The organism is Mesorhizobium sp. M0217 (assembly GCF_040321955.1).
Taxonomy (GTDB): Bacteria; Pseudomonadota; Alphaproteobacteria; order Rhizobiales; family Rhizobiaceae; genus Mesorhizobium.
In genome coordinates, this window is sequence record NZ_JAMYSN010000012.1 from 143,954 (window position 1) to 158,229 (window position 14,276).

12 protein-coding genes are annotated in these 14,276 nt (G+C 63.7%); 8 read left to right on the forward strand and 4 right to left on the reverse strand.

Going from position 1 to position 14,276, the window contains the following annotated elements; translation table 11 throughout:
* The first annotated feature begins 84 nt into the window (after window positions 1-84).
* Entirely contained in the window at window positions 85-1,458 is a 1,374-nt protein-coding gene (gltX, locus tag NKJ18_RS19975) for a glutamate--tRNA ligase (RefSeq protein ID WP_023690149.1), read from the forward strand.
* Here gltX and NKJ18_RS19980 read toward each other — a convergent pair.
* Window positions 1,376-2,572: a DUF2865 domain-containing protein gene (locus NKJ18_RS19980; RefSeq protein WP_023690148.1), complete on the reverse strand. Its 1,197-nt coding sequence runs from the start codon at window positions 2,570-2,572 to the stop codon at window positions 1,376-1,378. The genes gltX and NKJ18_RS19980 overlap by 83 nt on opposite strands.
* 203 nt (window positions 2,573-2,775) lie before the next feature.
* On the opposite strand from NKJ18_RS19980, the gene NKJ18_RS19985 reads away from it, so the two are divergent.
* Window positions 2,776-3,396, forward strand: coding sequence for a DUF1287 domain-containing protein (locus NKJ18_RS19985; RefSeq protein WP_352759339.1), 621 nt, complete (start codon window positions 2,776-2,778; stop codon window positions 3,394-3,396).
* Between the two features lie 5 nt (window positions 3,397-3,401).
* Here NKJ18_RS19985 and NKJ18_RS19990 read toward each other — a convergent pair whose 3' ends face one another.
* Entirely contained in the window at window positions 3,402-5,726 is a 2,325-nt protein-coding gene (locus NKJ18_RS19990) for an NADP-dependent malic enzyme (protein ID WP_023694169.1), read from the reverse strand.
* Window positions 5,727-5,885: 159 nt separating this feature from the next.
* Window positions 5,886-6,665, reverse strand: a complete 780-nt coding sequence (locus NKJ18_RS19995; protein WP_031214781.1) for an SDR family oxidoreductase — start codon at window positions 6,663-6,665, stop codon at window positions 5,886-5,888.
* Window positions 6,666-6,785: 120 nt separating this feature from the next.
* On the opposite strand from NKJ18_RS19995, the gene NKJ18_RS20000 reads away from it, so the two are divergent.
* The gene (locus tag NKJ18_RS20000; RefSeq protein WP_023669040.1) at window positions 6,786-7,601 is read left to right on the forward strand and encodes a UDP-2,3-diacylglucosamine diphosphatase; all 816 of its coding nucleotides are present in this window, start codon (window positions 6,786-6,788) and stop codon (window positions 7,599-7,601) included.
* Between the two features lie 104 nt (window positions 7,602-7,705).
* Window positions 7,706-8,920: an MFS transporter gene (locus tag NKJ18_RS20005; protein WP_352759342.1), complete on the forward strand. Its 1,215-nt coding sequence runs from the start codon at window positions 7,706-7,708 to the stop codon at window positions 8,918-8,920.
* On the opposite strand, the gene dgcA is transcribed toward NKJ18_RS20005, so the two are convergent.
* Window positions 8,891-9,874 (reverse strand): N-acetyl-D-Glu racemase DgcA, encoded by a 984-nt coding sequence (dgcA, locus tag NKJ18_RS20010; RefSeq protein ID WP_352759345.1) that lies wholly within the window; start codon window positions 9,872-9,874, stop codon window positions 8,891-8,893. The genes NKJ18_RS20005 and dgcA overlap by 30 nt on opposite strands.
* A 77-nt stretch (window positions 9,875-9,951) precedes the next feature.
* Between dgcA and NKJ18_RS20015 the strand changes: the two genes are divergently transcribed.
* The 4 genes from NKJ18_RS20015 to NKJ18_RS20030 are packed head-to-tail and all read left to right on the forward strand — an operon-like array spanning window position 9,952 to window position 14,026.
* Window positions 9,952-11,139: an MlaE family ABC transporter permease gene (locus NKJ18_RS20015; protein WP_023708615.1), complete on the forward strand. Its 1,188-nt coding sequence runs from the start codon at window positions 9,952-9,954 to the stop codon at window positions 11,137-11,139.
* 1 nt (window position 11,140) lies between these two features.
* Window positions 11,141-11,959, forward strand: a complete 819-nt coding sequence (locus NKJ18_RS20020; protein ID WP_023706510.1) for an ABC transporter ATP-binding protein — start codon at window positions 11,141-11,143, stop codon at window positions 11,957-11,959.
* A 14-nt stretch (window positions 11,960-11,973) separates the two neighbouring features.
* A complete protein-coding gene (locus NKJ18_RS20025) occupies window positions 11,974-13,347 on the forward strand; it encodes an MlaD family protein (protein WP_023690141.1) in 1,374 nt (457 codons plus the stop codon).
* Between the two features lie 37 nt (window positions 13,348-13,384).
* The gene (locus NKJ18_RS20030) at window positions 13,385-14,026 is read left to right on the forward strand and encodes an ABC-type transport auxiliary lipoprotein family protein (RefSeq protein WP_352759348.1); all 642 of its coding nucleotides are present in this window, start codon (window positions 13,385-13,387) and stop codon (window positions 14,024-14,026) included.
* Window positions 14,027-14,276: the final 250 nt, after the last annotated feature.

Genomic DNA, 14,276 nt, shown 5'->3' on the forward strand with positions numbered 1-14,276 from the left:
CATTTTAGCTGGCGTGCATTATGTCTTTGGCGTCGCGCGGGGGCGCGTCTTGTCAATTCCAAGAGCATCCGTTACGCCCCGCCCATGACAGTTACCGTCCGTTTTGCCCCCTCACCAACCGGCCGCATTCATATCGGCAATGCCCGCACCGCCTTGTTCAACTGGCTGTTTGCCATGAACAACAAGGGCCGTTTCATCCAGCGCTTCGACGACACAGACATTGCCCGCTCGAGGCAGGAATTTTCCGACGCCATCCTCTACGACCTGCACTGGCTGGGCATTTTTCCCGACGCCACCGAATACCAGTCGCGGCGCTTCGAAACTTACGACGCGGCAGTGGAGCGGCTGCAAAGGGCCGGCGTTGTCTATCCCTGCTACGAGACCCCCGAAGAACTCGACCTGCGCCGCAAGGTGCGCCGCACGCGCGGCCTGCCGCCGGTCTATGGCCGCGAGGCGCTGGCGCTTTCGCAGCAGCAGATCGCCGAATACCGCTCCGATGGCCGCCGGCCGCACTGGCGCTTTCTGCTGCCGAATTTCAGCAGCGATCCGCTGCAGCCCGAACGCACCGAAATCCACTGGAACGATCTGGTGCGCGGCGAGGAAACCGTCGATCTGGCCTCACTGTCCGATCCGGTGCTGCGGCGCGAGGACGGCACTTATCTCTACACGCTGCCTTCGGTCGTCGACGACATCGAGATGGGGGTCAGTCATGTCATTCGCGGCGACGACCACGTCACCAACACCGGCGTGCAGATCGCGCTGTTCAAGGCATTGGGCGCCGAGCCGCCTGTCTTCGGCCACCACAATCTCTTGACCACGGCCTCGGGCGAGGGCCTGTCGAAGCGCAGCGGTGCGCTGTCGATCGAAAGCCTGCGCGAGGAGGGCATCGAACCGATGGCTGTGGCTTCGCTGGCCGTCCTTGTCGGCACCTCGGAAAATGTCGCGGCGGTGCATGACATGCCGGCACTGGCCGCGCGCTTCGATCCCGCCGCCACGTCGAAATCGGCGGCCAAATTCGACCCGGACGAGCTGTTCGTGCTCAATCGTGCGCTCATGCACCACATGCCGTTTTCCGAGGCGCGGGATCGGCTGATCGTGCTCGGCATCTCCGGCGACAAGGCCGAGCCGTTCTGGCTGGCGGTGCGCGGCAATCTCGACCGGCTGAGCGACGCGGTCGGCTGGTGGCGCATCCTTGCCGACGGCCCGCAGCCGGCGCCGGAATTTTCCGACGAGGATCGCGACTTCCTGCAGCAGGCCTTCGACCTGTTGCCGGAAGAGCCGTGGACCGGTACGGTCTGGAAAGACTGGACGGCCAGGATCAGGGAAGCCAGCGGCCGCAAGGGCAAGGCGCTGTTCATGCCGCTCAGGTTGGCGCTTACCGGACTTGCTTCCGGGCCGGAGCTTGCAGATCTATTGCCGCTGCTGGGTCGGGAAGGAACGCTGGCCCGACGACCCTGACCTTGCGCTGGTCCGGCGGGATCAGCGACACCGGCGACACCACCGGCTTGACGGCAAGGCGCTTGATGGCGGCGCGGTCGAGCCCGCCTTGTACGTTCGCCAGCGTCTCCGGATCCGCGCCCGGATCGGGTTTGGCCGCCGGCACCGGAATGAATGGCGTTGTCTCGGTATCAGGCTGCGATTGCTCGGGCGGTGGCGGGTTGCCGCCGATGATCTCGAAATTTCCGGCCTGCGCATTGCAGCCACAAGCCAGCGGCCGCGACATGTTGGGCTGTTTGTAGAGATAGGCGGTCGGCAACTCGCTGTAGGGCCTGCCGGTCACCGACGACGTCATGTTGGCCGAATCGTCTTCCATGCCGCGCGAATAGAACACCTGCATTTCGGTGCCGGGGCAGCTCGATTCGCAATTCTTCTGGTCGCGCTCGAAATCGCCGAGCGAAGCCGAGTTCGACATCGGGAAGAAATAGCCGTCGCAGGTGCGCACGCAGCTCGTATGAAACTCGCCGCCAACCGTCGGGAAATCCGGCACGCCGGGCTGGTTGAGGACGCGGCGCACATTGCGCTCCTCGCCGGGATCATCGGGCTGATCGAGCGTGTCGATCTGCCGGTTGCCGCCAAAAAGCTGGTCGAACAGATTGCCGTCGTCGGGTTCGCGGCTGGCTTCCTGCAGCGGCTCCCGGCGCGGCGCGGGCTCGTCGCGGCAGCCATTGGCGTCGAGCGCGGCCAGGATGCGGCCGCGGTCGCCCCGCGAGCCGCCGCCGGCAAGCTGCGCGCGCTTGGCTTGCAACGCATCGAGATTGGCGTTCATGCGATCGATGCTGCTGTTCAGCGCAGCACATTGGCTGACATTGCGCGAAAACAGCGAAAACCCGCAATTCGCATCGCTCGCACGACCGCGCACCTTTGATAGCTGTTCGAACTGGCGGGAGATGGCCTTGTCATACTTCCGCACCATGCTGGAATTGCCGCCGCCATTCGATGAAGAAGCAAGCTCGGCTTCCAGTTGACGGCAAACGCGGGAGGCGGCCTGCGGTTCAGTGGTGGCGACGGCCGAAAGCACAAGCGCGCCGAGCAGCGCAGCCAGGTGCTTCAGCCTCCATCGTCCGCCCGTCATTGCCCGAACCCCGCTTGCCTGCCTGTCTACCGGATTCGCGGTTAACCGTTCCCTCAATCTACAACCAAAGATGGTCTTAGCCCATAGAGGCGTTGCAGGAGGCGTTTGGATAGGGCGGCAACTGTGCGATCTCACCGCTGCATGAAAAAGGCGCAATCGCCCCGGAATTATCCCACGATCCAGCAATGCCCCGGGGAGCTGGCATGACCGCGATTACCCGTCGAACCGCACTGCAGTTCGGCCTCCTGTGCCTGGCGGCGCCCGCAGCCTTGGCGCAGGAAAATCCAGCCGCTCCGGACTGGCGCAGCAAATTGGTCGAAGCCGCGCGTGAGCAGGTCGGCGTCACCACCTTCTACGACCCGGCCTATGTCCGCCTCGGCTATCCCGGCGGCGACGTCGCGCCGGATAGGGGCGTGTGCACGGATGTCATCGTGCGCGCCTATCGCCGCGCCTTCAATCTCGACCTGCAGAAACTGGTGCATGAGGATATGGCCGCCAATTTCGCCGCCTATCCCAAGACCTGGGGCCTGAAAGCGACCGACCGCAACATCGACCACCGACGGGTCGGCAATCTTGCCGCTTTTTTCGGGCGCAACGGAGTTTCCTTGCCCGCCAGCGAGTATCCTCCCGACTTTCAGCCGGGCGATATCGTCACCCAGATGCTGCCCGGCAACCTGCCGCACATCGTCATCGTCTCATCCGAACGCTCGGCGGACGTGCCGAAACGAGCGCTGGTCATCCACAATATCGGGGCGGGCGCCCGCGAGGAGGACACGTTGTTTGCCTTCACGCAGACCGGGCATTACCGTTTCGTGCCTGCCTGACGGCGTCAGTTGAAATGAACCACCGCCTGTGCCTTGTGCGCCGCCTCGACCACCGCAAGCGCCGTCATGTTGACGACGCCGCGCGAGGTCACCGACGGCGTCAAAATATGCGCCGGCTTGTCGGTGCCAAGCAGGATCGGCCCGACATGCAGCGCGTCCATCATCGTGCGCAGCGCGGTCAGCGTGATGTTGGCGGAGTCGAGGTTGGGGAACACCAGGAGATTGGCTTCGCCCTTCAGCCGCGAATGCGGATAGACGCGCTGGCGCAGATGCTCCGACAGGGCTGAATCGGCATGCATCTCGCCGTCGCATTGCAGGTCGGGCGCAACGCGCGCCAGGATCGCCGCTGCCTGCCGCATCTTCAGCGCGCTGGGAGAATCACGCGAGCCGAAATCCGAATGCGACAGCAGCGCTGCCTTCGGCTCGATGCCGAAGCGCTGGATTTCCTCCGCCGCCAATATGGTCATTTCGGCGATTTCCTCGGCCGTCGGGTCGACCGAGACATGGGTGTCGGTGAGGAAGATGATGCCGCGCTGCGAGATCAGCATCGACAGCGTCGACAGGTCGCGGTCCTTGACGCCCGCGCGTGGTCCGATGACCAGCGTCACATTGCGCAGATGCCGCTCGAAACGGCCCTCGAGGCCGCAGATCATGGCGTCGGCATCGCCGCGCTTCAGCGCCAGTGCCGCAATCACCGTATTGTCGGTGCGCACCATGGTGCGCGCGGCCTCCGTCGTCACGCCGCGCCGGCCGGCAAGCTCGATCAACAGGTCGACATAATGGCGGTAGCGCGGATCGTCTTCCGGGTTGATCAGGCCGAAATCGACGCCCGGCTTGATACGCAGGCCGTAGCGCTTCAGCCTGACCTCGATGACATGCGGGCGGCCGATCAGGATCGGCTCGGCAATGCCTTCCTCCAGCACCACCTGGGCTGCGCGCAGCACGCGCTCGTCCTCGCCGTCGGCATAGATGACGCGCTTGGCGGTCGACGCCTTGGCCGAGGAAAACACCGGCTTCATCACTAGGCCGGAGCGGAAGACGAAGCGGTTGAGCTGGTCGATATAGGCGGCGAAGTCGGTGATCGGCCGGGTCGCGACGCCGGTGTCGCAGGCAGCCTTGGCCACCGCCGGCGCGATGCGCAGGATCAGGCGGGGATCGAAGGGCGAGGGGATAAGGAAGTCGGGTCCGAAGATCGGCGTCTCGCCGGAATAGGCGCGGGCGGCGACGTCGGATGGTTCCTCGCGGGCAAGCGCGGCGATCGCCCGGACCGCGGCCATCTTCATCTCCTCGTTGATGGCGCTGGCGCCGCAATCCAGAGCACCGCGGAAAATGTAAGGAAAACAAAGCACGTTGTTGACCTGATTGGGGAAATCGGAACGGCCGGTGCAGATCATCGCGTCGGGACGAGCGGCGCGCGCGACCTCCGGCATGATCTCGGGATTGGGATTGGCCAGCGCCAGGATCAACGGCTTAGGCGCCATATGATCAAGCAATTCCGGCTTCAGCACGCCGGCGGCCGACAGGCCGAGAAAAACGTCGGCGCCAGGGATCACATCGGCCAGCGTGCGCGCCTCGGTGTCCTTCACATAGGGGTCTTTCCAGCGATCCATCTCGTCGGTGCGGCCCTTGTAGGCGACGCCGAAGCGGTCGGTGACCCAAATATTCTCTACCTTGGCGCCAAGCGAGACCAACAGGTTGAGGCAGGCGAGCGCTGCCGCACCGGCGCCTGAGGTGACGATCTTGATGTCGGAAATGGTCTTGCCGGCGAATTCCAGCCCGTTGAGCACGGCGGCGGCGACGATGATGGCGGTGCCATGCTGGTCGTCATGGAAGACGGGAATGCCCATGCGGGCCTTCAACTGCGCCTCGACCTCGAAGCATTCGGGCGCCTTGATGTCCTCGAGATTGATGCCGCCGAAAGTCGGCTCCAGCGCCGAGATCGTCTCGACCATGCGCTCTATGCCCGGCGCGTCGATCTCGATGTCGAAGACGTCGATGCCGGCGAATTTCTTGAACAGCACCGCCTTGCCTTCCATCACCGGCTTGGAGGCGAGCGGGCCGATATTGCCGAGGCCGAGAACGGCCGAGCCATTGGAGACGACGCCGACCAGATTGGCGCGCGCCGTATAGTCGGCGGCGGTCGCCGGATTGTCGCGGATTTCAAGACAGGGCGCGGCAACACCCGGCGAATAGGCCAGCGCCAGATCGCGCTGGTTGCCGAGCGGCTTGGTTGCCTGAATCTCAAGCTTTCCCGGCCTTGGATGCTTATGGAAGTAGAGGGCGGCTTCGTCGAGGTCCGAACGTGCCGTTTTCTTGTTCTCGCCTTCCATGCGGCCGCTCCCTCAAACCTGCTTTGCAGCCTTTTAGCACGCAAAAATGGTTTTTCGCGACGCCAAATGACGCAAGGGCGGCTAAAACAACCGGGGCCGAAAAGACCGAATTATTTCAATCGGTTGCGCGGAAATCCTGCTGAGGATGCACGGAGCCCTTTAGAACGCGCTGACATAGAGGCCGCCATCGACCGGGATGTTCTGACCGGTGAGATAGCCGGCATGGACCGAGCACAGAAAGGCGCAGATCTGGCCGAACTCTTCCGGCGTGCCGAGCCGCTTGGCCGGAACGTCGGCGCTGATGCGGGTCTTGCGCGCTGCGGCCGCTGCCGGGTCTTCCATCGTGCCGGCCTCATGCGGGCCGCGCAGCCGGTCGGTGTCGAGCTTGCCCGGCAGCAGGCTGTTGATGGTGACGTTGCGGTCGACCACCGTGCGCGCCACGCCGGCCAGGAACGAAGTCAGCCCGGCGCGCGCGCCGGACGACAGATCGAGGCCGGGGATCGGGACGTAGACCGACAGCGAGGTGATGTTGACGATGCGGCCGAAGCCGCGCTTGGCCATGCCGTCGATCACGGCCTGCACCAGTTCGATCGGCGTCACCATGTTCTGCGTCACGCCTTCGAGAATCTTTGCGCGGTCGAGCTCGCGGAAATCGCGCAAGGGCGGGCCGCCATTGTTGTTGACCAGGATATCCGGGTCGGGGCAGGCGGCAAGGAGCGCGTGCTGCACGTCGGGTTTCGAGACGTCGCCGACGATCTCGGTCACCTTCACGCCGTAGCGTTCGCGCAGTTCGGCTGCGGTTTTTGCCAGCAGCTCGGCATTGCGGCCGTTGACGACGAGATCGCAACCGGCCTCGGCCAGCGCCATGGCGCAGCCGCGGCCCAGCCCCTTGCTCGATGCGCAGACGATGGCTTTCTTGCCCTTGATGCCAAGATCCATGACGATTTTCTCCTGTGAATGGCGCGGCACGCTAGCCCTTCGGCTGGCCCAATCGCAACCGTCATACGGTTGTTGCATGAATCGGGGCATAGCCTGCGCGAAAGCAACGGTGACGATCTGATGTCCGGTACAGAAACCCGCACTTTCCGCAGCATGTTCATATCCGACCTGCATCTCGGATCGAAGGCGGCCAAAGCCGAGTTCCTGATCGATTTCCTGCGTTATCACGACGCCCATATCATCTATCTCGTCGGTGACATCGTCGACGGCTGGCGGCTGCGGCGCAGCTGGCATTGGCCGCAGAGCCACAATGACGTCGTCCAGAAACTGCTGCGCAAGGCGCGCAAGGGCACCTCGATCACCTATATCGCCGGTAATCACGACGAATTCGCGCGCCAGTTCCAAGGCGTGCATTTCGGCGGCATCGTCGTTGCCGACCGCGCCATCCACGAAACCGCCGATGGCAGGCGCCTGCTGGTCATCCACGGCGACCAGTTCGATACCGTCGTCCACAATGCACGCTGGCTGGCCTACCTCGGCGACTACGCCTATGACGCCGCGATGGTGGTCAACCGCGTGGTGACGAGGCTCCGCCATATGCTCGGCCTTCCCTACTGGTCGTTCTCGTCCTGGGCCAAGGTCAAGGTCAAGAAGGCGGTGAACTTCATCGGCTCGTTCCAGACGGTGCTGACCGAGGAGGCCCGCCGCTCGCATGTCGACGGCGTCATCTGCGGCCACATCCATCACGCCGCGATCGAGACTTATGAGGATGTGCAGTACATCAACACTGGCGACTGGGTGGAGAGCTGCACGGCGGTGGTCGAACATTTCGACGGCAAGATGGAGATCATCCACTGGGCGCTGGTGCTGCCCGAAGCACCGGACGAGCCGCTCATCCCCTTGCTGATCGAAGACAGGGTCGTCGAAGCGGCATAACCCTCCTGTTAATCGACTGGCCCAGGCAGTTTCGGACCGCTTTCGCGCATGTTAAGGGATCGATCTGCGTTGCAGCCCTTTGTGCAGCGTAATTGGATCGATTCATGTCGCTGCCGCCGCTCTCGCCCGAACAACTCGTCAAGCCGCGCCATTTCGAACTGCGCATGAGTCTGATCTTCGCGACATTATTCGTGTCGCTGGGAACGCATGTGCCTTATTTCCCGCTGTGGCTGCAGGCCCAGGGTTTCCACGCCGAGCAGATCGCCATCATCCTGGCGGCGCCGATGTTCCTGCGCGTGGTGACGACGCCGCTGCTGACCGCGCTGGCGGACCGGGCGAAGGACAGGGCCGATGTCTATATTGCGCTGGTGGCCGCGACGATGGTGCTTTCCGCCGGCTATTTCCTCACTCCCACCTATGCGGCGGTGCTTGCCGTATCGCTGGCGCTGACGGTGGTGTGGACGCCGCATTCGCCGATCGCCGATTCGCTCGCGCTGTCGGGCGTGCGCCGCTTCGGCTCGAACTACACCGCGATGCGCAAATGGGGCTCGATCTCCTATCTCTGCGCCAACGTCGCAGGCGGCTTTATCCTGGCCTGGACGAGCCCGCAGGCCGTGCCGGTAATCATCTTTGCGGCATTGTCTGCCGCGCTCGTCGCCGGATTGCTGGCGCCGCGGCTTGGCCGCCCGCGCCGGGCTTCGCCGCTTTCGGCCGCCGACATCCAGCATCAGGCGCCGAGCCTTCTCAATCCGTATTTCCTGTATTTCACCCTCGGCGTCGGCATCATCACCGCCAGCCATGCCTTCCTCTACGGCTTTGTCTCAATCTACTGGAAATCGGTCGGCATCAGCGATTCCGTCGTTGGCCTGCTGTGGGCCTGGGGCGTGGTGGCCGAGGTCTGCATGTTCGTGTTTTTCAACCGTATTTTTGCCTCCGTCTCAGTCGTCAAGGTGATGCTGATCGCCGGCGTCGGCTCCATCGTGCGCTGGATCGCCTTTCCGCTGATCTGGCCACTCGGGCTTGGCGTCGCCGGTTTCTTCGGCATCCAGACCCTGCATTCGGTGTCGGTGGCGATGGTGTTGATCGGCCTGCAGAAGATGATCGGCGAAACGGTTTCGGAAGAACGCACGGGTGCGGCGCAAGGCATTGCCTATTTCTTCAACGGCTTCTTCATGGCGGCGGTGACGCTGGCGTCCGGCCCGCTTTATGAGCGCTACGGCGTCGACGGCTTCCTGGCGATGATCCCGATCGCCATCATCGGCCTGGCGCTGATCGGGCTCGCCGCGCGTTCAGCCCCACAGCATCCTGTCAGGCGGTGACACCAGCGACCCCTGGTACACGAGGCCGGGCTGGCGGTCGCGGGCAAGCAGCAGCGGACCGTCGAGGTCGACGAAGTCGGCCCCTTGCGCCAAAAGCACTGCCGGCGCCATCGCCAGCGACGTGCCGACCATGCAGCCGACCATCACGCCGAACCCCAGCTCCCGGGCGCGGTTGCGAAGGGTAAGGGCGGCGGTCAGGCCGCCGGATTTGTCGAGCTTGATGTTGACGGCGTCATAGAGGCCGACAAGCGCTTCGAGGTCCTTCGCCTCGTGGACGCTTTCGTCTGCGCAGATCGGCACCGGATGCGCGATGTGGCGCAGGATGGCATCATGGCCGGCGGGAAGCGGCTGTTCGATCAGGGCTATGCCATGTTCGGCGGCGAAAGCGAGATTCTCGATGATGTTGGCATCGGTCCAGCCTTCATTGGCGTCGAGGATGATGCGGCTGTCGGGCGCCGCTTCGGTCACGGCGCGGATGCGGGCCAAGTCGTTGTCGCCGCCGATCTTGACCTTGAGCAGCGGCCGCCCGGCATTGGCGCGGGCTTGCGCCGCCATTGTCTCCGGCTCGCCCAGCGACAGCGTGTAGGCCGTCTCCAGCGCCGACAAGGGCACAGCGTGGATGGCGTCCGCGACCGCAACGCCGCTGATCTTCGCCTCCAGGTCCCACAAGGCGCAATCGATGGCGTTGCGGGCAGCACCCGCCGGCATCGCATCGAGCAGGTCCTTGCGGCTGATGCCGCCTTCCATCTGCCGGCGCATGGCCTTGATGGCGTCGCGCACCCCCTCCATGGTCTCGCCATAGCGCTTGTAGGGGACGCATTCGCCCCATCCGCGATTGTCCCCATCGCTGATCGTGCAGGTAATGACTTCGGCTTCGGTCTTCGACCCGCGCGAGATGGTGAAGGTGCCGGCAATGGGAAAACGCTCGGCCTCAACCGAAATGACACGCGCCATAATTTTCTGCTCCGGCTATGCGACAACGCGTCGTCGGCAAATCGACAGGTACGACCCGTCAGGCTAAACAGGACGCCATGTTGACCATCGGCAAACGCGACGCAAGCGGCAACGCCGCCAAGGAGGCCGACCACCAGCCCCGCGTTGCGGTCGGCGAGGAGGGCGGCGTCCTCGGCTGCGCTTTCTCCGGCATCTGGACGACGACGACAGTGGCGCTGATCGACGCCGAGATGCGCAAGATCGAGCAGCGCAAAGGCTTCCAGACGCTCGCTTTGGATCTTTCCCACATCGAGAAGATGGACACCGCCGGAGCCTGGCTGATCGATCGCCTGGTCAGTGTCTTCGAAAAGAAGGGTGTCGAGATCAAGATGCAGGGGCAAAGCGATGTCGCCTCGATCCTGCTCGGCGCCGTTGGCGAAGCTGTCCGGCGCGAGCCCGAATCGCGCGGCGTCCGGCGCCCCAACATCATCCTCCGCGGGCTGGAGGCGGTCGGCCGCCGCATCTATGAGATGCGCGACGATTTCCTCGCCTCGATGAACATCCTCGGCGCCACCATCGGCGGCGCCCAGATGAAGCTCGGGCGCGGCCATGCCATCAACCCTGCGGCGATCTTCAACCAGATCGATCGCATGGGGGTCGGCGCCATCCCCGTGGTGGTGCTGATGTCGGCCATCGTCGGCGCCATCGTCGCCCAGCAGGGCGCCTACCAGCTCAACTATTTCGGCGCCAACATTTTCGTTGTCGATCTGGTCGGCGTGCTGATCCTGCGCGAGCTCGGTGTGCTGATGACCGCCATCATGATCGCCGGCCGTTCCGGCAGCGCCATCACCGCCGAGATAGGCTCGATGAAGATGCGCGAGGAGGTCGATGCGCTGAAGGTCATCGGCCTCAACCCGATCGGCGTGCTGGTGTTTCCGCGCCTGGTGGCGCTGGTGATCGCGCTGCCCTGTCTCACCATCGTCGCCAATTTTGCCGCCCTTGGCGGCGGCATCCTAGCCGCCTGGCTTTATTCCGGTATTGCGCCGACGGCCTTCATCGACCGGCTGCGCGGGGCAATCGATATCAGCACCATCTTCGCCGGGCTGATCAAGGCGCCGTTCATGGCCATGATCATCGGCACCATTGCTTCCGTAGAAGGCATGAAGGTCGGCGGCAGCGCCGAATCGCTGGGTCTGCACGTCACTGCCTCGGTGGTGAAGTCGATCTTCGTCGTCATCATCCTCGATGGCCTTTTCGCCATCTTCTACGCGTCGATCGAGTTCTGACATGATGCGCAGAAACTCAAAGGCGACCAAGGCTGTGCAGGGAACGGGCGAAAGCGATATCGTGCTGTCGGTGCGCGACATCACCGTTGCCTTGGACGACAAGCTGATCCTCGACAAACTGGCGCTCGACATCAAGCGCGGCGAAATCCTCGGTTTCGTCGGCGCCTCGGGCGCCGGCAAATCGGTGCTGCTGCGCACGATTCTCGGCCTGCTGCACAAGCAGTCCGGCACGATTAAGCTGTTTGGTCTCGACCTCGAAAAGGCCAGCGACATCGAGCGGTTGCGCATCGACATGCGCCTTGGCGTGCTTTTCCAGCACGGCGCCCTGTTTTCGGCGTTGACCGTGCAGGAAAACGTGCAGGTGCCGATGCGCGAATATCTCGATCTGCCGAAGAAACTGATGGACGAGCTGGCCTTGCTCAAGATCGAACTGGTCGGCCTGCCGCCGGACGCCGCGCAAAAATTTCCCTCGGAGCTTTCGGGCGGCATGATCAAGCGCGCCGCCCTGGCGCGGGCGCTGGCGCTCGACCCCGACATCGTCTTCCTCGACGAGCCGACGTCCGGCCTCGACCCGATCAGCGCGTCCGAATTCGACGAATTGGTGGTGAAGTTGCGCGATACGATGGATCTGACGGTCTATATGGTGACGCACGATCTCGACACGCTGTTTACCGCTTGCGACCGCGTGGCGGTGCTCGGCAACAAGAAAATCCTGGTCGAAGGCACGATCGACGACATGCTGAAAAGCGAAGAACCGTGGGTCAAATCCTATTTCCGCGGAAAACGCGCTCGGCAACTTGATCTTGCCGCGCGCGCATAGACATAAGTGGGGCAATGGAAACCAGAGCCAACTACGTAATTGTCGGCATTTTCACCCTGGCTGCGATCCTGGCGGCGTTCGGGTTCGTCTATTGGACCGCCCAGATCGGTGATCGCGGCGAGACGGCGGAGCTGCGCGTGCGCATTCAGGGTTCGGCCTCCGGCCTCGGCCCCGGCAGTCTGGTGCTGTTCAACGGCGTCAAGGTCGGGGTGGTCAAGCGCGTCTATTTCGACCGCAATGACCCCAATGCCGCCATTGCTACGACCGAGATCGACCAGACAACGCCGCTCACCAAATCGACGCAGGCCGATATCGGCATCGCCAGCCTTGCCGGCCAGGTCAACATCGAATTGAAGGGCGCCGATCCCAAGGAACCGAACCTGCTGGAAGAGGCGGCAAAGGAAGGCAGGACGGCCGAGATCATCGCCAATCCGTCAGCGGTCACCAACCTGCTGCAGACGGCGCAGAACATCTTCACCCGCGCCGACAAGGTGCTTTCCGACCTAGAAGGTTTCACCAGGGATGTGCGCGGGCCGCTGACCCAGACCGTCAAGAACGCCCAGACATTTTCCGATGCGCTGGCCAGGAATGCCGACGGCATCGACAAGTTCCTGACCGCCGTCAGCGCGCTGTCGGATGAGCTGAAGGGTGTTTCCGGCAAGCTCGACGGCACGCTGAAGGCTGCCGAAGGCCTGCTCAATGCCGTCGACAAGGACAAGATCAAGAGCATCGTCGCCAATGTGGACGCCGTCACCGCCAATCTGAAGGAGACCAGCGGACAGCTCGACGGCGTGATCAAGAACGTCGATACCGCGGTCGGCTCGGTCAACGATTTCGCCACGCGCACGCAAGGCACGCTGGCAAAGGTCGACAATGTGCTCGACGGCATCGATCCGGCGCAGGTGCGCGTGGCGCTCGCCAACATTCAGAAGGCCAGCGAAAATGCCAACAAGGCCGCCGCCGACATCGCCAAGGTGACCGACAAGTTCGCCGACCGGGCCGACGACATCGACGAGACGATCAAGGACGCCAAACAGCTTGCGTCGCGCCTCAACGATGCCTCGGTGCGCGTCGACGGCATCCTGAAAAGGGTCGATACGCTGCTCGGTTCGGGCCAGGCCGACGGCGTCATGGCCGATGCCAGGGACACGCTGAAGTCGTTCAAGCAGGTCGCCGACACGCTGAACGCCCGGCTTGGCACGATCACCGACAATATTGCGCGCTTCTCCGGCCAGGGCCTGTCGAATGTCGAGGCGCTGGTCCAGGACAGCCGGCGTTCGATCAGCCGCATCGAAGAGGCGGTGACCGATCTCAGCCGCAACCCGCAGCGCATCCTGTCGGGCGGCGACGGCGAGGTCCGGCAGTTCGACGGCAGGGCACGGCGTTGACTTCCGTGCCCGCCCGCAGCAATTACATGGACCGCGGATGCGGATTCATCATACGATCCGGGGACAGTGGGGATCACGCGTGACGTTCGGGTTGGGTGGGTATAGATCGGCAGTCGTTTTGCTTGGCCTGACGCTGGCTGGTTGCGCGGCATTGGGAGGCAAGCCGGCGCCACTCGATACGTTCGAGCTGTCCGCCCCGTCGATCGACGCCCATGGCCACAGCCGCCGCCAGATCCTGATCGCCCAGCCATCCGCGCTCAAGGCGCTGGACAGCCAGAACATCGTCATCAAGCCGTCAGATCGCTCGATCCAGTATCTCAAGGGCGCGCAATGGGCCGACCGGCTGCCGCTGATCGTGCAGGCGAGGCTCGCCGAAACCTTCCAGCGCTCCGGAAGCTTTGCCGGCGTCGGCAAGCCGGGCGAGGGGCTGGCGATCGACTACCAGGTGATCGTCGAGATCCGCTCCTTCGAAGTCCGCGTCAATGGTGGCGAGCATGCCGAGGTCAATCTCTTCGTGCGCATCCTGAACGACCGCAACGGCGAGGTGCGCGCCTCGAAGAGCTTCACCGCATCCGCTCCCGTCTCGGGCGGCGGCAATCCGGCCTATGTCAGCGCGCTCGACAGCGCCTTCGGCGAGGCGGCGAAGGATATCGTGGGCTGGACGGATTCGGTTATCTGAGCCGGTCGAGGCTTCGAACGATCGTTCGTCGCGTTAAGCCAGCACTCGACCAAACATCGCAGGTCCGCGCTGACCCTCATTGCGCTGCCGGGCATTTCTCCCCGTATAGTGACGGGAGAAAGAACGCCATCGCCAATGATTTCGCCAATTGTCACCGTCGCAGTATGGCGGCGAGGCTGATGCCATCTCCCTTCACCCCGTCGCTATACGGGAGAAGGTGCCGGCAGGCGGATGAGGGGCAGCGCAGACC